The organism is Pedobacter sp. 10L46_2 (genome assembly GCF_056395165.1).
On the sequence record NZ_JBFTIZ010000038.1, the window covers coordinates 1 to 18,771 of the forward strand.

Genomic DNA, 18,771 nt, shown 5'->3' on the forward strand with positions numbered 1-18,771 from the left:
TCTATAGATATTGCCAAACACAAGTATTTTCTATAGATATTGCCAAACACAAGTATTTCCCTTATCCTCAAACTCAGGTCGATTTAAATCCGAACCTGAGCAATGCAGGAAGACTTTAATAATTAATAAATTTAATCGGGATACAGCAACCTACACGGTATTGTATCCCGTTTTTTGTTTCTATACATTTTCATATTACCTTGTACTACAGCTAAAAAACTATTCATATGCAATTCATAAAGAGACTGATTCCCCTATTCTTTTTATTTCTGTTAAGTGCCTGCGCTAACCAGTGCGAGCAACAAATTATAGAGATAAAACTCAGCGCTCCAGATAGGAATAGCTTAAAGGTACATGCCGATGTAGAACTCAAAACCTCTTTAGATGTTTCAATTGAATATTGGCCAAAGGGAAAAGAAAAGCAAATAACAAGAACTCCCGTTTCGGTCAACAAAAAGCATCACCGCATCGTGATGACCAACTTAAATCCCAAACAAGAATATCGGTATCGTGTAATTACACAGACCAGTAAATGCGAAGCCAAAAGCAAAACCTACGACTTTAAAACCACGGACTTCCCAATGTGGATACAGGACTTCTTTAAAGTTTACGCACCAGATCCTAAGGTAATACCTACCTCTTTCAAACAAGGTTATATGCTTATCTACAGAAGAGAAATACCCGGCATCATTTTCATTATAGATGCTAAAGGCGCAATAAAATGGTATCACCAGGTAGATGGAACAGGTTTTAAAACCACCCACTTTACCCAAAACAAAACCCTGCTTTCCATTCTTGGTAATGATGAGTACCCAACCAGTTATGGCAATGAAATACTGGAGATATCTTTAAATGGCGATACCCTGCTTCATCTTAAAAAAGGTGAAAAGGATTTTAAGCAAACCATACATCACGAAATTATATTAAACAAGCAAAATCAGGTAGTTACCTTGTGTGTAGAACAAAAGATAATGGACCTTAGTAAATATGGCGGCAGCAAACAAGACACCGTTAAGAGCGATGGTATTTTAGTACTAGACAGGAAAGGCAAGAAAGTATGGAGCTGGAAAGTATTTGACGAGCTTGATCCGTTAAAGGACAAAAATTTAATGAGGGATAAGAAAGACTGGATGCATGCAAACAGCTTAAACTTTGATAAGGATGGCAATTACATTATTTCCTTTTATAACAACGGACAAATCTGGAAAATAGACGCCAAAACAGGTAAAGTGATCTGGAAGTTCGGTAAAGATGGCGACTTTAAAATGCCCGAAGGAAGCACCTTTGACCAAGGTCATTCCGTTCACATGAACAATCAGGGTAACCTGATGCTGTTCGACAATGGCACCAGTAAAAAACTATCCAGAACACTGATATTTAAGCTAAATGAAAGCGATAAAACATCACAACTGGTTACCGAAACAAAGCTTCCGCAGGAAATCTATAACGACCGCATGGGAAGCTCTTACCTGATAGCTGATACTACAATTTTACAATGTACCTCAAAAAGGCATACTGTAGTACTTACCAACTTTAAAGGTACTTTCCTTTGGATGCTCAAAAGTAGTATTATGCCTTATCGCGCAGAGTTTATACCTAAAGAAAAGTTAGCACCCTATATAGAATAACACGGTATAATTAACCGTGTTTCTTTTTCATTGTCATTTTAGCTTTCTGCCCTATTCCATAGTTATAATCTTTCGTGTTGCTTTCTTTTTTATCATGAAAAGCACCACCACCTTTTGGAGCGTCAACAGTTTCTTTTACTGTTTTAATTTTAGTAGAGGCTTTAGCGACTTTATCAATCACCAAATCTTCAGGCAAATCCATAACCGGAATTTTTGCACCTAACGACTGCTCAATCTTCCTTAAATCTACCAGTTCCATATCAGTAGCAAAAGTAATGGCCACAATCTCTTCCGAGTCTGATTTTACAACCCTGCTTAAAAACAATTCCTTTTGTTCAGGAACCTCAAAGTGGAATAAAAATGGAATACCCGATAAGTCTACATTTGCAGATCCCTCATTGGCTATAACTAAAACCCTTGCTTCAGGGGTATCTTTAAAATCTTCTATATGATCAAAACCCTCTTCATCAAAAAACAAAGGCTTCAATACAGAAACCTCACCTGGTTTGGCCGAGTGTAAAGTTTTACCAAGTTTCTGCGCTGTTAATCTCGAATTCACAAAAATCACAACCTTATCAAACACCTCATCATCACGCAACAACAGGTTCAGTAAGTTCACCTTGGTTTTAAAATTAGGCACCTGATATAGCAAAAGCTCGTGCGTTATTGCCTTACTATCTCCAAGATCTTCAACCTCTAAAGTAGTAGGGAAATTCATAAACTGATCAATCATCAGGTTCAGTTTATCATGAACAACAGTAGTAAAAATTAAATGCTGAACTTTACCGGCACTTCTTGCCAATTCACAAACCGGTAACTGCATACCTTGCTTTACAATCACTTCAGCATCATCAACTATCAGCATTTGTAACCTGTTTAAGTTAAGGCCAAGTTTTAAATATACCGCGCGTGCTCTGGTAGGTGTAGCAACCACAATATCAATACCGTCAAGCAGTTCCTGAATCACCTCATCCATGCCCCCTGTACCGTACAAGCCGATAATACGCAGATTGCGGTTTTTGCTTAAAAGTCTGAACTCTTCAATTACTGCAAGCACACGTTCCTGATCCGGAACCAGAATTAATACTTTAGGAGCCTCATCAGTACTGTATTTTAAACGCATTAAAACGCCAAGCACGTAGGTTGTGGTTTTACCACAGCCTTCAGGTCCAACAGCAATAATATCTTGCCCGCCAATTATCCTGGACATAGTTTTTGCCTGAATTTCTTTAGCAGATATATATCCGGCATCATTCATTGCTGTTACCAGCGACTTGCTTAGTTTTAATTTATCTAACGACACAGTTTCCTAATATTAAATTATAATGGCACAAATTTACGGAAATAAAACAACATCGTTATTCATAGAAAACAGAAACCTAATACATAGTTAACAATTAGTTTAATCTATAACCTTTAAGTTATAGGCACGGTCTTTCCACCACCTCAAAATCACAAAACCATAATCCCATTTTCATATTGATTTTACAGCACTCATCTAGCTTTGCGCTGTAAAAATCAAACTCAAACATGAAAAGAAAACTACTTTTATTTAGTGTTATATGCCTCTTCTTCGCTCAGGCAGCCATAGCACAAAATCTCATTAAAGGAGTCGTAAAAGACACCAAGGGCGTGGGCATACCAGGCGTTAGTGTAAGTGTAGCAAATTCAAAAAAAGCAACAGTTACAGATTTCGAGGGTAAATACAGCATTCCGGCAGCTGCCGATGCCACACTTACGTTTACTTACCTTGGCTATATTTCTCAAAACGCAGATGTAGCAGGTAAAACTCAGCTCGACATTACCCTCCAGGAAGATTCTAAAACACTTGGCGAGGTAGTAGTAACTGCAATTGGTATTAAGCAACAAAAGAAAAAAATTGGTTATGCAACGCAGGAAGTAAAATTAGATGTGTTGTCAGAATCAAAAACAATGAACATCGGTAATGCCCTATCCGGACAAGTTGCTGGTTTAACGGTAAACAACCCTACTGGGATGTTCCAGGCACCAGGCTTCTCTTTAAGAGGTAAAAATCCACTTATTGTTATAAATGGCGTTCCTGTTGAAACGGACTTTTTCGATGTTTCCGGTGATAATATTGCCAATATAAACGTACTAAAAGGTACTACTGCATCTGCTTTATATGGTTCCAGAGGTAAAAATGGCGCAATCTTAATCACTACAAAAAATGCTGAAAAAGACGGATTGGAGATCAACATCAACACCAACAATATGGTTACTGCAGGCTTCACTGTATTTCCTGAAACGCAAACCGAATACGGAAACGGATCTAACGGCAAGTACGAATTCTGGGATGGTGAAGATGGAGGTATCTCTGATGGTGATATGATCTGGGGGCCTAAATTTCAGCCAGGGGTTAAAATTGCACAATGGAACAGCCCTATCAGAAACAAGCAAACCGGAGAAACCATACAATGGTACGGAAATGTTAAAGGAACTATTTATGATGATAAATCTAAATACGAAAGAGTACCTACCGATTGGGTTAGACACGACAACCTAAACGATTTTCTTAGACCCGGTATAGTAACCAATAACGATTTCTCGGTAGCCTATAAAGGTGCCAAAGCACAATTTTATGCCTCAGGTAAATATTCATTTCAAAGAGGTCAGGTGCCAAATACCTCACTTACAACAGGTGGTATGAACTTTAACTCTTCATTTAACCTTACCAGTAATCTTCAATTAGACGCTACCCTATCTTACAACAAAGTTAGCTCTCCAAACTACCCACGTTACGGATACGGACCTAAAAACCATATGTACACCATTTTGATATGGATGGGCGACGACGTAAATGGCAAAGACCTTAGAGACCATATGTATGTTCCAGGCATGGAAGGATACAGACAGGCAAACTATAACTACGCCTGGTACAACAACCCATACTTTGCTTCAGAAGAACTTACACAGGCAACAGACAGAAATGTATTAAATGCACAAGCAAAACTTAGATGGCAGGTAACGCCTGAGTTAAGCTTGCAGGCAAGAGCTTCGGGACGTGAAAACAAATCGTTCGACAACATGAAAAGCCCTAAATCGTACATGAACTACGGCGATTCAAGAAATGGGGATTACAAAATGTGGAACAATTCACAAATGAATGTCGATCTGGATTTCCTTGCCTCATACAATAAAGAGATCTCTAAAGATCTAAACTTTACTTTAAACGCGGGTGCATCCACTTTCAATAGAGACATACAGCAAGAATATGCATCTAGTGACGGTCTAATTGTGCCTTTTGTTTATAGCTTAAACAACACCCAGGGCCCGGTACAGGCAACAAATTACCTGGAGCAGAAATCTATCCGAAGTGTATACGGATCGGCAAATTTCGATTTGTTTAATGCGGTGTACTTAAACATAACCGGCAGAAACGACTGGTCATCAACCCTTGCAAAAGAAAACAGATCATACTTCTATCCATCTGCATCTTTAAGTACTATGGTTTCAGATTATATTAAAATGCCTAAAGCCTTAGACTACCTTAAACTTTACACCTCATGGGCCAAAGTATCAAACGATCTTGCTCCATATAGCATCAGCTCCACCTATACAAAAGATGTAACCTACGGATCAACACCATCTGTTACCTACCCTAACGGGATCATCAACCCTAACATCAATCCAGAAAAATCTACATCGTACGAAGTTGGTTTATCAACCTCACTGGTAAAAAAAGTGGGCTTAGAATTTACCTATTACAATGTAATTGATGAAAACCAGATCATAGATTTAAGCACATCAGAGGCATCTGGCTTTAAAACACGTAAGGTAAACGGCAACAAATACAAAACTCAGGGTCTGGAAATAATGGCCAATTATAGTGCTGTAAAAAGCCAGAACTTTAGCTGGGATATTGCCGCAAACTGGAGCACTTCTGTAAAGAAATTAACAGAAATCTATAACAACCAGGCTAAGTTTGGCGATCTGAAATTAAACGAAAGAGCAGATAGCTTCTACGGAACAGTATGGCAAAAAAGCGCCACAGGCGAGGTAATTCTTGATCCAAATACTGGTTTGCCTACCAGAGATAACTTCAACGTAAACCTTGGCCATAGCGATCCGAGCTGGCGATTAGGCTTGCAAAACAAGTTCATGATAAAAGGTTTTGATGTAAACATCGATATCGATGGTGCATGGGGTGGCGTTATGCGCTCAGTAACTATCGAAAAAATGTGGTGGGGTGGTAAACATCCTAGCTCTGTTGAATTCAGAGACGCAGAATACGCAGCCGGAAAAGCAATTTACATTCCAGAAGGTGTAGTAATTACCGGTGGCGAGCTTAAAAGAGATGTAAACGGAAACGTACTTTCAGATACACGTACCTATAAGAAAAACACAACTGCTGTAAACTGGCAAACATGGAGTCAGATCTATCCATACCAGGCAAGAGTTACCGAAGAAGAGAACAAGAAATTTGCTAACGTTTTTGATCGCTCATTCTTCAAATTAAGAAGAATATCGGTAGGCTACGACCTTGCAAAGGTTATAAAAATGGGCAGTTTAAAATCAGTTCACGTATCTGCCTACAGCTACAACCCTTTGATGTGGAAGAAAATGCCATTACTAGATCCTGATTACGGTAATGACGATAACCTGCAAGACCCATCTGCAAGATTTATCGGCTTCTCATTAAGCGTAAAACTTTAACAGCTATCACATTTAAAACAAAAGAATAATGAAAAAATTAATATATAGTTTACTAGCCGGGGTACTCCTTATGTCGTCATGCAAGGACCAGGATTTAATGAACATAGACCCGAACAAACCTACCCAAACCCACCCGCAGCTTTTGCTTACCAAAATTGAGTGGGATACCTTCCGCGCATACAGCGGTACTTCGCCTTTGTATGCAACCCGTATGCTTGTACAAACAGATGGCGAAAGTGAAGGCCAGTATTTTAAATGGGGAAGAGGCGACTTTTCGCCCTACTCCTCTCTTAGAAATGTGACTAAAATGATAGAAGAAGCCGGCCGTATTAACGACAACTCTTACATCGCCTTAGCCAAATTTTTTAGAGCCTATTACTTTTACAACCTGACCCTTACTTTTGGCGATATCCCTTACAATCAAGCCCTGAAAGGAGAAGATCAGGCAGGTTATATGCCGCCTGTTTACGACAGTCAGAAAACCGTGTTTCAAGGTATTCTTAAAGAGCTTGATGAGGCAAACAACATGCTTAAAGGCTTAAACGTAATCATTGCTGGCGACATCATTTACAAAGGCGATGCAGCTAAATGGCGCAGGCTGGTTAACTCTTTCAGATTAAAAGTATTGATGACTTTATCAAAAAAAGAAAGCGACAACGACCTGAAAGTTAAAGAAACCTTTGCTCAGATTGTACAAAGCGAGCCTATTTTAGGCAATACTGAAGCCGATGGTGATGGGCAGCTGATCTTTCTAGATCAGGAAGGGAACCGCTATCCGGAGTTCAACTCAAGCGGATTCGGATCTGGTATGTTCATGGCATCTACTTTTATAGAGCATCTTCAAAACAGAAAAGACCCGCGTTTATTCTTGTATTGTACGCAAACAAAAATTGGCAAAGAGGCGGGTAAACCAATTAATGATTTTACCTCATACGAAGGTGGCGACCCTGCTGCTCCATATGCAGAAACCAGCATTAAAGCCGCAGCAGGTAAGGTATCTAAAGTGAATGACCGCTTTCCAAGCAACCCTACAAATGAGCCATTAGTACTAATGGGCTACTCAGAACAGGAATTTATTATTGCTGAAGGAATTGTAAGAAACTGGATTTCGGGCGATGCCAACCAACATTATAAAAACGGTGTAAAGGCATCCTTTAAATTCTATCAAACCTATGTTAAAGGCTATGAGGCTTATTTAACAGAAGAAAAAGCAAACGATTACCTGGCATTGCCAGTAAACAACTTTGCCTTGAGCACTACAACTGCCCAGAAAATGGAGCAGATAATTACTCAAAAGTATTTAAGAACGTTTTTCCAATCGGGATGGAGCGCATTTTATGACAACCTTAGAACAGGATATCCCGAATTCCGTCGCCCTGCTGGTGTTACCGTTCCTTACCGTTGGATTTATCCTCAATCGGAATACGACAACAACAGAGACAATGTTTCAAAAGCAATTGAAACTCAGTTTGGTGCAGGAAACGATAAAATTAACCAACAAGTTTGGTGGGTAAAATAAGCTCATATTCTTTATAATTTATTCGAAGGATTGATTAGTTTAGGCTAACCAATCCTTTTATTATAACACACTTAAATGGAAACCAGAAGAGACTTTATCAAAAAAGCATCCCTATTAACCGGTGCGCTAGGCATAGCTGGCATCTTACCGCCATCAATACAAAGAGCTATGGCAATAGACCCTAAAGTGGGCAGTACCTTTTTAGATGCAGAACATGTGGTATTTTTGATGCAGGAGAACAGGTCTTTTGACCACGCATTTGGCACGCTTAAAGGCGTAAGGGGCTTTAACGATCCTAGAGCTATTGCCCTACCTAATCAATACCCTGTATGGTTGCAAAGCAATAAAAAAGGTCAAACCTATGCCCCATTCCGGTTAAACATTAAAGATACAAAAGCAACCTGGATGAGCGCGCTTCCACACTCATGGGAAAATCAGGTAGATGCCCGAAATAACGGAAAATACGATGGATGGCTGGAAGCCAAAAGATCAGGCAATAAGGAATATGCTGATATGCCATTAACCATGGGATATTACAATCGCGAGGACATCCCCTTCTACTATTCCCTGGCCGATGCATTTACAGTTTGCGACCATAATTTCTGTTCTATATTAACAGGAACCAGTCCTAACCGCTGTTTCTTCTGGACCGGCAAAATCCGTGAAGAACAAAATGCAACCTCAACAGCACACCACTCTAACGGGTATATAGACGGTTCTGAAAACGTTTCATGGAGTACATTCCCGGAGCGTTTGTCTAAGCACAATGTAGACTGGAAAATATACCAAAACGAGCTAAGTGTAGGCGTTGGTCTGGAAAATGAAGAAGACGACTGGCTGGCTAATTTTACAGATAATGATATGGAGTTTTTTAAACAATATCATGTAAAAAGACATCCTGAGCATCTGGTTTACCTGCGCAAAGCAAAAACCGAACTAGAAGCCAAGCTAAAAGAGAAACCAGACGATAAACTAAAAAAGAAGCTTGATTTTGTAACAAAGGAAATTGAGTTTTTAGAAGTAAACACTCTTGATAAATTAACTCCGGAGCAACAAGACTTACATAAAAGAGCATTTGTAACTAATAGAAATGATCCAGACTTCCATAATCTTGAAACCATCACTTACGATGATAAAGGGACGCAAAGAACCGCACAAATCCCTAAAGGAGATGTACTGCATCAATTCCGCAAAGATGTTGACGGTGGCAAATTACCCACTGTTTCCTGGCTAGTTGCGCCAAGTAACTTCTCGGATCATCCCGGAGCACCTTGGTATGGCGCCTGGTATCTTTCAGAAGCCATAGACATTTTAACTAAGAACCCGGAAGTATGGAAAAAGACCATCTTTATCCTTACTTACGATGAAAATGATGGATACTTTGATCACCTGCCTCCTTTTGTATCTCCGGATCCAAAAAATCCAGAAACAGGAGCAGTTTCAAAATCATTAGACAACAGCTCTGAATACCTTTACATAGGAGAAAACAGTAAGAGAGAAAGTTCTTTAGGTTTAGGCTTTAGAGTACCAATGGTAGTGGTTTCGCCATGGTCAAGAGGTGGTTATGTAAACTCACAGGTTTTTGACCACACTTCTTCTATCCAATTTTTGGAGCAGTTTTTAAGTCATAAAACTGGTCAGAAGATTTACGAAGACAACATCAGCTCGTGGAGAAGAAGTCTATGCGGCGATTTAACTTCCGTATTTAGACCATACAACGGCGAAAATATTCCATTGCCAAAAGCAGTTGAAAGGTTACCTTTTCTCGAAAGCATTCACAAAGCGAAATTCGCCAAACTACCTAATAACTTCAAAAACCTGGATCAACTGGCCATTGCAGGCATTATTAAAAACCCTAAAGGCAACCCTAACTTACCTAAACAGGAACCCGGTATTAAACCTGCAAACGCAATTCCATATGAGCTTTATGCCCATGGTGCGTTAGATACAGCAAACAACCAGTTTAAAATTGGCTTTACTGCAGGGAATAAATTCTTTGGCGACAAGGCAAAAGGCACCGGTTTTATAGTATATGCTACCGATAACAACTGGAACTTTACTGTTGATGCAGGTGATACTATAGACTATAACTGGCCATTACACAATGGCGTTTACGATTTAAAAGTATACAGTGTAAACGGTTTTTACCGCAGGTATAAAGGCAGTGCAAACGACCCTAAAATTGCTGTTTCTTTAATGTACCAAAGTGAAAAAGATGGCAGCAGGGTTAATGGAAATGTATTGTTACACGTTAAACGTATAACCAGTGGTGAGCAAGTTAGCTTAACTGTAAAAGACAACAGCTACAAAAAAGCACCTGTTAAGGCCGTTTTAAAGAAAAACCAAGAGGAAATTTTTATCCCTCTTGATCTGAAATCAAGCCATAGCTGGTATGATTTTACTGTAACTTCGGAAAAACATGTGGGTTATAGTCAGCAATTTGCCGGGCATGCAGAACATTCGAAAGAAAGCTTTACCGATCCGCTAATGGGCCATTTGGTTTAAGAACGCGCCATCACCCGTTTCCCGCTCGATTTACTCCCCTGCGTCATCTCGACGACAATAGCTCTAGGATGACGCAAGAGTAATGATGCAGGGATGATAATACACGGGAAGTACGACTATTTTACTTGAAATACTTGAGAAACACTTGGGTTGGAAGATGGTTGAAAGATCGTTGGAAGATGGTTGCAATATGTATGAGGATATTTCAACCATCCCTTAAGCATTGTTTAAACATCTCTATAACATATTTAAGTTCAAGTGTTTCTCAAGTCTTTCTTCGGTATTTCTCAATTGTTTCTGATAGAAATCTAAAAAAATATCTGTAGCCCTGTAGCGTTTCTCATCGCCTCTGCGTAATAGTAAGATATAAACCAACTATTATGGCCATCAAACAAATACTACCATTTGCATTAAGCTTATGCTTATTTATGAGTTGTAAAAAAAATAATGACAAAGTAGTTTTTAACGACACATATACAGGAAAGTTTATTGAAGGGCCGGTCAATCAGCTTGTATCTGTTAACACAGAAGTTAAGTTTAGCGGCGATAGGTATGCAGCTACAAATGGTACTGGTATATTTACAGTTGAGAATTCTTCAAAGGTTAAATTTTCCATGGATTATGTATCATCAATGGATTATGTTGGCAACAAAGTTTTGCACGGCGATTATAGCTATGTGATTAAAGGCGACAGTTTGATCTTAGATAAGATATTTCCTTCTACAGAACACCACAACACCTTGACAAGCACTATTAGTTACAAAAATCAATATAGATTAAAGCGAATGAAATAATAAATGTCCATCAAACATAACGCCTCAGATGCTGAGTTAATTAAGGAGTGTAAAAAGGGCGACCTAAAACACCAGGAAATGTTGTATAAGCGCTTTTACGCCTATGCAATGGGCGTTGCCATGCGCTACCTTATTAATAAAGATGATGCTTTGGTGGTGGTAAATGACGCTTTTATTAAAGCATTTAACGCACTCCATACTTTTAAAGATGATTTAGAATTTAAGCCTTGGTTTAGAAAAATATTGGTTAATACTGCTCTCGATAGTAAAAGAAAGAACTTAAAATACATTCATGATAGTGAAATTCCGGAGGTATTTCAGCAAACCATGTATCCATCTGCCATTGAAAAACTCTCGGCAGCTGATATTTTGAACTTAATGAAACAACTTCCGGAAATACATCATGTAGTTTTTAACCTGTATGAAATTGATGGTTATTCGCATAAAGAGATTGGCCTGATGCTAAATATACCCGAAAGCTCATCTAGAACTTACCTTACCCGGGCTAAACAGGCATTGCAAAAATTAATACAAAGTGACCTTATAAAGATATGAACACGTTAGACGATAAATTCAGCAATCATATTAAGGCAGTTTTCGAAGAATTTGATACTGAAGGGGCAGATTATGGCTGGGCAGAACTTAGAAAAGATTTCCCTTCAAAAAGCAGTCATAAGCCGCTGTACCTTTGGTTATCTGGCATCGCTGCGTCTTTACTGCTAGCTGGGGTTTTCTTATTTAACACTAATAATAATGATTCTTTCAAGAATGTTAGTCAGCAAAATAATACCGCAAAAGCAACGCCTATAGCGCCTCAAAAAACCGACAGTAATTTAGATAAAGCCACTAATAAAGAGATCAATACTTTTGACAAAAAAATTGTATCTGCAAAAATCGTTAAAGGAATTGCGCCAGCCAACTTAGAGGAAAAACAATTAATACCTGTTAGTATTACTGATACAATCATAAACAGCAATGAGCCCGGCAGAGATAGCGCCAATCTGCTTGCAAATGTTGTTGCCGTTAAACCCGATAGTGTAAAGACCACTAAACCTACAATACTTGAGTTCTTACAAAAAGAGAATGAAAAAGAAAATAAACCTGTATTGGCGTCGGCTGGTAAAAAAGCCAGAGAAGATAAAAAAAATGCATTGTTTGATGTTTATACAGCTACATTTTTAAATTATTACGCAGATAATCCGGTAAAAGTAAATGCAGGTGCGGGTTTCAATGCCAACATTCGGATCAATAAGAACGTTTACCTTTCTATGGGTGCCGGCATTAGTGAAACCAATATTACTTATCAGAGCTCCGTGCCCTCATCATTATCTAACTTGTCCAGCAGTGCAGCAGATGCTGCCCTTATAAACGGTTATGTAGTTGGGGCAAATGGCACTAAATTAGACGCACGATTTCTTAATATAGACATTCCTGTAGCTGTTAAATTTTATCCCGGAAAAAGCGGCAAGTACTATCTTTCTACAGGCGTAAATTCAAGCACCTACCTCAATCAAAAATATTCCAGTTCCATAAGTGGCTTTAACCCTTATTCAAATAGTTATTCAGACTTTAAAGGAAAAACTGAAGAAAGCAATTTTAAGGGATTTGACTTTGCCAATAGTGCCATTTTTGCAATAGGGATTAATCAGTCGCTTGGAAAAAGCAGCACGTTAACTTTTGAGCCTTTCTTTAAACCCTCGCTGCGCGGTTATGGCGACAAAAACATCAAAATAAACACCGCTGGTCTGAACCTGAAATTAAGTTTGGGTGGCAAGAAATAGTTGTTAAATTTGATAGTAGATTTACCATCTATCTTAAATTACATCTATATGAAAAAGACCTCTCCAATCCTGATCTTGCTATTACTGGTTTGTTGTGTTAATGCCAATGCACAATTCGGCAAATTAAAAGATGCGTTAAACAACGCCGCAGGTAGCATCCTTAATAACAAACAACTTAAGCTACTTCAAAGTGACCCTATAACCACCAACTTTGACGATTGCAACAAGACCGAAACAATGCCTGTAGACTTTGGCGCTGACTCGGTTAAAAAGAAACTTTGTGATTTAACCTCAAGCTATACATCGGCACAGGGCTTTACTTTAAAACCGGGTTTTTATACCGGAACTTTTAAAAGTTTTTGCTTAAAAGCAGGTACCCACGGGCCGGGTAATGGCGACGGCTACTTGTATGCACCTTTGGCAGGCCCAAAAGAAACGATTGCCAGAACGCTTATCGCGAATTGGGAGCAGCATCCAGAGATTGAACAAAGCAAAGTACAATTGCTTTTATGGGCAATAATTGCAAAAACTAACTTCAGTAAACTCTCGCCTGATCTTCAGCTTGTAGCCGCTAAATTGCTTAACAAAAATGATTTGTCGGCCTTAAGCAGCAGCATAATGGATTATTTATCAAGCGAAGCGATGTTAAAGATAACTGCCAACCTACCTGAGCCTGCCAAGACCATTGTAGAAATTGAGAACAAAATGAGAGGTCTGTTATATCAGGCCAATTCATCGTACGATCAAATTGAACAATTGGCAATGCTTAGTGGCAGTGCTGCTCCAAATACAGATTTCCCAAGGGGGATATGGGGTTTGCATCCTGATGGTTATTACATTAAATACCTGCCTCATTCTTATAGCAGAACGGAAGTGGTTATTTATGTACCTAAAACAATTGCAACAGTAAATTATCTGCCTGTTGGTATGGTTGCCGTGCCTGCAAGCAGGGGTTGTCAGCGTTTAGGGCAATCTAATTTATTAGCCTGCGAGAATTAACATCGTACACATCCCTATATGAATGTTTCTGACATTATTAATTACCGGCTCTTTAATCAGCAAATTGCCAAAACTTCGTTTAGTACTCCTCAGGAAATCGTGAGATGGATGGTGGCCATGCAGGCGCAGGAATATGCGATGTCGAAATGGGCAATTGGTTTGCGGTTAAACAATGTTACCGATGCGGATGTAGAAAAAGCCTTTAATGATGGCCAAATACTAAGGACTCACTTGCTTCGCCCTACCTGGCATTTTGCAACTCCAGAGGACATTAGATGGTTGCTTGAGCTTACTGCTCCCAGAATTCGTAAAGCCATGGCTTATTACGAAAGGGAGCTTGAACTTGACAGCAAGCTTTTTAATAAATGCAATGATATTATTGGTAAGGCATTAACCGGTGGCCATCACCTTACCCGACTTGAGTTGAGTGATCTGTTTCAAAATAATGGGATCAGTTTAAATGGCAGACAAATGGGTCATGTAATGATGAATGCGGAGATGGACTGTTTGGTGTGTAGTGGCAGGCGCGAAGGCAAACAATTTACTTATGCTTTATTTGATGAAAGAGCGTCAACTGCGATCTCGATAGCTAAAGATGAGGCTTTATTATTGCTAGCCGAACGATATTTTACAAGCAGAGGGCCTGCTACACTTAAGGATTTCTCAGTGTGGTCTGGCCTAACCATTACCGATGCAAAAAAGGCTGGTGCTATGCTTGATAGCAAGGTATTTACCAAAGAGGTATTTGACGGTAATGAATACCTGCTAAAAAGGGAAACATTAGAGTTGGCATTGGATGCTTCTTTAGCTAAAAAGATTCAAAAGAGTTTCCTGATGCCTGATTACGATGAGTATGGTATGGGATACATTGATCGCACTGCAATATTTAATCCGATAAAATTAACCAGTGAGTTTAGGAAGAAAAACCCTGTGTTCGACAGAATGATTATTGTTGACGGCATAATTGAGGGGACATGGAAAAGGACTATAAAAGGCAAATCTGTAGTTGTTGAGACTTGTCTTTTTAGGGAATTAAACAAAGCAAAATCAGAGGCTGTTAAGAAATCGGTAAACAGATTTGTTAAGTTTACTGGTAGTAGTGAATGATTTGCATTAGATATAAATAAACCACCAAAATGACTTCAACTGAGTTAGAAAAATTACGTTACCCAATTGGAAAGTTCGAGCAACCTGCTCAAATCACTAAAGCTTTATTGGATGGTTATATTGCTACTATTGCTTCGTTTCCTGAAGCTTTAAGGAAAGAGGTAGCTCATTTAAGTGATGCACAACTAGACACTCCTTACAGGCCAGGAGGCTGGACAGTTAGACAGGTGGTTCATCATTGTGCCGACAGCCATATGAACAGCCAGATAAGACTGAAATGGGCTTTGACCGAAGATAGCCCTGTAATAAAGGCTTATTATGAAGAAAGATGGGCTGAACTAGCGGATAGCAGGGGGTTGCCAGTTGAATCGAGTCTGAGGATTTTGGAGGGACTTCATCAGCGATGGGTGTTTCTACTAAATTCACTTACTGCAGAAGAATTGGAAAGGGATTTTATACATCCGGAACATGGCAGAAGTATAAAGATTAATGAAAATACCGGTTTGTATGACTGGCATTGCCGTCACCACCTTGCTCATATTACTGAATTGAAAAAGAGGCAAGGCTGGCTTTCTATTTAAACCTGATTGCTTTTAAAGGACTTATCCTGCTCACCAATAACGAAGGTATAATAAGTACCACAAAACAAATTACAATTGTAGAGATGTTTAACAGTAACACATCGGTAAATTGTATTTCAATTGGCACATACGCCAGGTAATAAGACGTTTGATCTAATTTAAAAATATGGGTATGGGTTTGCAGAAAGGCTAAGCCAAGCCCCAGAACATTGCCCAATATTACTCCAATTCCTACCAGGTAAAGGGCATTATAGAGGAATATTTTCATTACACTAAAATCTGTCATACCAAAGGTTTTTAGCATACCGATCATATTGGTGCGTTCCAGTATCATGATTAATAAAGCGGTAATCATATTGATTACGCCTACTACCATCATTAATGCAAGGATAATTTTTGTGTTTACATCTAACAGGGATAGCCAGGTAAATATTGCCGGAAAATAGTCTTGAACGGATTCTGACTTCAGCTTTGTTTCCAGTTCTGTGTAAATATTTGTTGAAACGGTTTTAAGATTAGCAAAATTCTTAATTCTGATCTCTATACCCCCTATTTCATTAGGCTTCCAGTTGTTTAAACGGCGGATCAGATTAAGATCGCCCATTACAAAGCCTTTGTCGATCTCTTCTACACCAATATCATAAATTCCGACTATTTTAAATGGTCGCCTGCGAGGAGGATCCTGTACGAAATGCATGATAAAGTCGTCGCCTGTTTTTAGTTTAAGGCGGTTGGCAGTAAATTGAGAGATCATGATCTGCTTGGTGGCGGCAGCACTATCGGCAAAGTTTATAACTGTTCCGCTTACCAGGTGTTTACGTATATAATCCCAGTTAAAGGTCTTATCTATGCCTTTAAAATTTATGCCTTCAACTTCATCATTAGCAGAAATGATGGCTGGTTTTGTTGCATAGGGTTGAAAATATTCGATATCGGGATTGCTTTTAAGCTTGGCTATAGTTTCGGGTTCAGGTACAAAAGGCGACAGTTCAAATGAATTGTTAAGATCAAACTTAAAGATTCTCACATCGCCAATGTAACCTCTTACTTTTTCCTGTATCTCGCTTTTAAAGCCTTTAATAATCGCAACCGAAAGCATCATTACAGCAAGACTGAGCATTACCCCTGCTATAGCAATACGAACTATTAGTTTTGAGAATGTGCGCTCAGATTTTACTGCTATGCGCCCTGCTATGAAATATTCTGTATTCAACCTCTTGCAATAAATTGTAACGTAGCAAAAATGCATTTTTTATTTCATTAATATTCTGTTTATTCTTTAATGAATAAAAGACATGAAGGTTGACTTGTTATTGATTATCCATTGGGAAGGTATAGTTCCTTCAGATCGTCTATGGAATGATAGCCCAGTTTTCGGTAACTTTCAAACTGAGCCTCGTCAAAAAACTGGTCGCCTGTTGATTGGTGGGGGAAATCCGTATTTGCTAAGGCATATTCGCGGATATCCACCGGTTCATCGCCTGTCAGTGATGCTTTGATGTAAATCAATGTTCCTTTCTTCTGCGCATATCCGGGATAGGTGATATAGCCTCTTGCAATGTGTGCCGAATCCCTGTCTTTTAACTTGCTGGTAATGTTTTTCAGGTCAATATTGATCTCAACACCAAAATCAATACGACAACGCCTGATTGCATTTGCAAATCCTTCACAGGTTCCTTCCTGATCCTGTTCTCCATCTCCTATCAGGATATAACTACATCGCCTGCGTACCAGTTCATAAAGCCCCATGTTGTCAAAATGGCCCCCATCTGATAGGCATACGTATTTCATATCTATATCGGACTTCCCGACCAAGTCTCTCAACAAGTACAGTAACCCGAGTTTCGGATCCTGCATTTTCCAGCGATCACGCCTTGGATTGCCTATCCACCAGCCCAGCCGTACATTGAACAGGGTCATTAAAAATGCCATGGTTGCAGAGGAATGATATCCCCAGTTTGGGCTTACCGCAGCACCTGATATAGCCATGGCTGTTCCCAGGGTGGGTCCTCCGTTTTTATTGGAAAACTTTTCAGTCGGCCGGTAACCATATTCGTACACATTGTCAATGTTATAGGTCGATGAGCGGGTTGGACTAAAGTCATAGCCGCAATATAATGGAGAAAAGATAAAAGACTCAGCCATCCGGTCCTGACGGTCCAGCGCTGATACCACTGTTGAGTTTAGCGCGGCATTGATGATCGGAAAAGGACCGAAATAGCCGTTTTCTACTTTCATAGAAGACAATATGATGTCATCGTTGGTATCAAACCCGGTAAATGGATTGGCCGTTTTAACCCGATCTTCCCTTGTACGGGTTGCACCAAGGAAAGCCCTGATCAGCCGGTTGCGGTAAAAGTGATGCAGAGAGAATTCATTGACACCCACACGCCAGCTTAAAACCAAGGTCAATGCTGCCAGAATAACAGTAATATAAAGGTTTTGCCCGTAGAAATCATTTGAATATGCACTGGTCTCATGTCTGATCCCCTCGTTAATCCAGGAGCCGATCAGCAAAATACCAATCATAAACAGAAAGGGTACAACCTTGATCAGTACACTGATAATGTTCGCAGACTTACCGGATTCTTCATCCCTGGATTCAAATGCCTTTTTCACCCCCCAGCCAATAATGCCGGCCCATCCTCCCCAAGCCACGGGAATCATTGCACTGGGTTTTTCAGGCCATAGGTCAGGCATGATCAAACAGGCAAAGGTTACAATTATCCAGAGCAGCATGAAACGGTGGATGTAACCTCCTAACCTGCCCCACCATTCACGCCTGTAATCTGGAAACAGATTTCCCATCAGCGCCATCCTGGTGATCACTGCGACAGAGAAGATTTCCATTACTATTGGGGCGCCCAATACCAACATTATTTTTTGAGGTGCAATTTTGGTGAATGAAGGCGCAACACGGTAAAAGTAAGCGACGAATTCCCAGAATAATATTATCAGTAAGGCGAACAATGCAGAGGCCACTGCCGATGAAAGCAGTATGGCAATGACCGTTGGACTGGAAATCCGGGGCACATTTTCTGTTCTTCCTTTAACATTGGCTTTACCCAGCTCGATCAGGTCTTCCCGTTTATGATAATTACCCCAAATCGCAAGCCATAAAAAGGCCAGAAAAGCGCCTAAAGAAAGTGCCAGCATCAACCATTTTCGCTGCCCGGTATCATC

General features: G+C 39.6%; 13 protein-coding genes. 10 read left to right on the top strand and 3 right to left on the bottom strand.

Features of this window, described 5'->3' with window-relative positions; genetic code table 11:
* The first annotated feature begins 227 nt into the window (after window positions 1–227).
* A complete protein-coding gene (locus AC1DDX_RS06350; protein WP_288881155.1) occupies window positions 228–1,628 on the top strand; it encodes an aryl-sulfate sulfotransferase in 1,401 nt (466 codons plus the stop codon).
* A 10-nt stretch (window positions 1,629–1,638) separates the two neighbouring features.
* Here AC1DDX_RS06350 and AC1DDX_RS06355 read toward each other — a convergent pair whose 3' ends face one another.
* Complete coding sequence (locus tag AC1DDX_RS06355; protein WP_288881158.1) at window positions 1,639–2,931, bottom strand: DEAD/DEAH box helicase; 1,293 nt, start codon at window positions 2,929–2,931, stop codon at window positions 1,639–1,641.
* 227 nt (window positions 2,932–3,158) lie between these two features.
* On the opposite strand from AC1DDX_RS06355, the gene AC1DDX_RS06360 reads away from it, so the two are divergent.
* The 9 genes from AC1DDX_RS06360 to AC1DDX_RS06400 all read left to right on the top strand — a co-directional run bounded on the left by AC1DDX_RS06360 (window position 3,159) and on the right by AC1DDX_RS06400 (window position 15,588).
* Window positions 3,159–6,302 (top strand): SusC/RagA family TonB-linked outer membrane protein, encoded by a 3,144-nt coding sequence (locus AC1DDX_RS06360; RefSeq protein WP_337716377.1) that lies wholly within the window; start codon window positions 3,159–3,161, stop codon window positions 6,300–6,302.
* A 28-nt stretch (window positions 6,303–6,330) separates the two neighbouring features.
* The gene (locus AC1DDX_RS06365; protein WP_337716376.1) at window positions 6,331–7,821 is read left to right on the top strand and encodes a SusD/RagB family nutrient-binding outer membrane lipoprotein; all 1,491 of its coding nucleotides are present in this window, start codon (window positions 6,331–6,333) and stop codon (window positions 7,819–7,821) included.
* Between the two features lie 75 nt (window positions 7,822–7,896).
* A complete protein-coding gene (locus tag AC1DDX_RS06370; protein ID WP_337716374.1) occupies window positions 7,897–10,326 on the top strand; it encodes a phosphocholine-specific phospholipase C in 2,430 nt (809 codons plus the stop codon).
* A gap of 380 nt (window positions 10,327–10,706) precedes the next feature.
* Window positions 10,707–11,120 carry a hypothetical protein gene (locus AC1DDX_RS06375; protein WP_288881166.1) on the top strand — a complete coding sequence of 138 codons (414 nt, stop codon included), beginning with the start codon at window positions 10,707–10,709 and terminating at the stop codon, window positions 11,118–11,120.
* Between the two features lie 3 nt (window positions 11,121–11,123).
* Window positions 11,124–11,675 (top strand): RNA polymerase sigma factor, encoded by a 552-nt coding sequence (locus tag AC1DDX_RS06380; protein ID WP_172659466.1) that lies wholly within the window; start codon window positions 11,124–11,126, stop codon window positions 11,673–11,675.
* A complete protein-coding gene (locus AC1DDX_RS06385) occupies window positions 11,672–12,901 on the top strand; it encodes a hypothetical protein (RefSeq protein WP_288881169.1) in 1,230 nt (409 codons plus the stop codon). The genes AC1DDX_RS06380 and AC1DDX_RS06385 overlap by 4 nt, the downstream gene beginning before the upstream one ends.
* 48 nt (window positions 12,902–12,949) lie before the next feature.
* The gene (locus tag AC1DDX_RS06390; RefSeq protein WP_288881172.1) at window positions 12,950–13,900 is read left to right on the top strand and encodes a hypothetical protein; all 951 of its coding nucleotides are present in this window, start codon (window positions 12,950–12,952) and stop codon (window positions 13,898–13,900) included.
* Window positions 13,901–13,918: 18 nt separating this feature from the next.
* Window positions 13,919–15,007, top strand: a complete 1,089-nt coding sequence (locus tag AC1DDX_RS06395; protein ID WP_288881175.1) for a winged helix DNA-binding domain-containing protein — start codon at window positions 13,919–13,921, stop codon at window positions 15,005–15,007.
* A gap of 29 nt (window positions 15,008–15,036) precedes the next feature.
* Window positions 15,037–15,588 (top strand): YfiT family bacillithiol transferase, encoded by a 552-nt coding sequence (locus AC1DDX_RS06400; RefSeq protein ID WP_172659459.1) that lies wholly within the window; start codon window positions 15,037–15,039, stop codon window positions 15,586–15,588.
* Here the strand turns inward: AC1DDX_RS06400 and AC1DDX_RS06405 are convergent.
* Together AC1DDX_RS06405 and AC1DDX_RS06410 are read right to left on the bottom strand one after the other, a co-directional pair.
* A complete protein-coding gene (locus AC1DDX_RS06405) occupies window positions 15,581–16,801 on the bottom strand; it encodes an ABC transporter permease (RefSeq protein WP_048907082.1) in 1,221 nt (406 codons plus the stop codon). The genes AC1DDX_RS06400 and AC1DDX_RS06405 overlap by 8 nt on opposite strands.
* 104 nt (window positions 16,802–16,905) lie before the next feature.
* Window positions 16,906–18,771 (bottom strand): hypothetical protein (locus tag AC1DDX_RS06410; protein ID WP_477621877.1); only part of this gene is annotated, 1,866 nt, incomplete at its 5' end.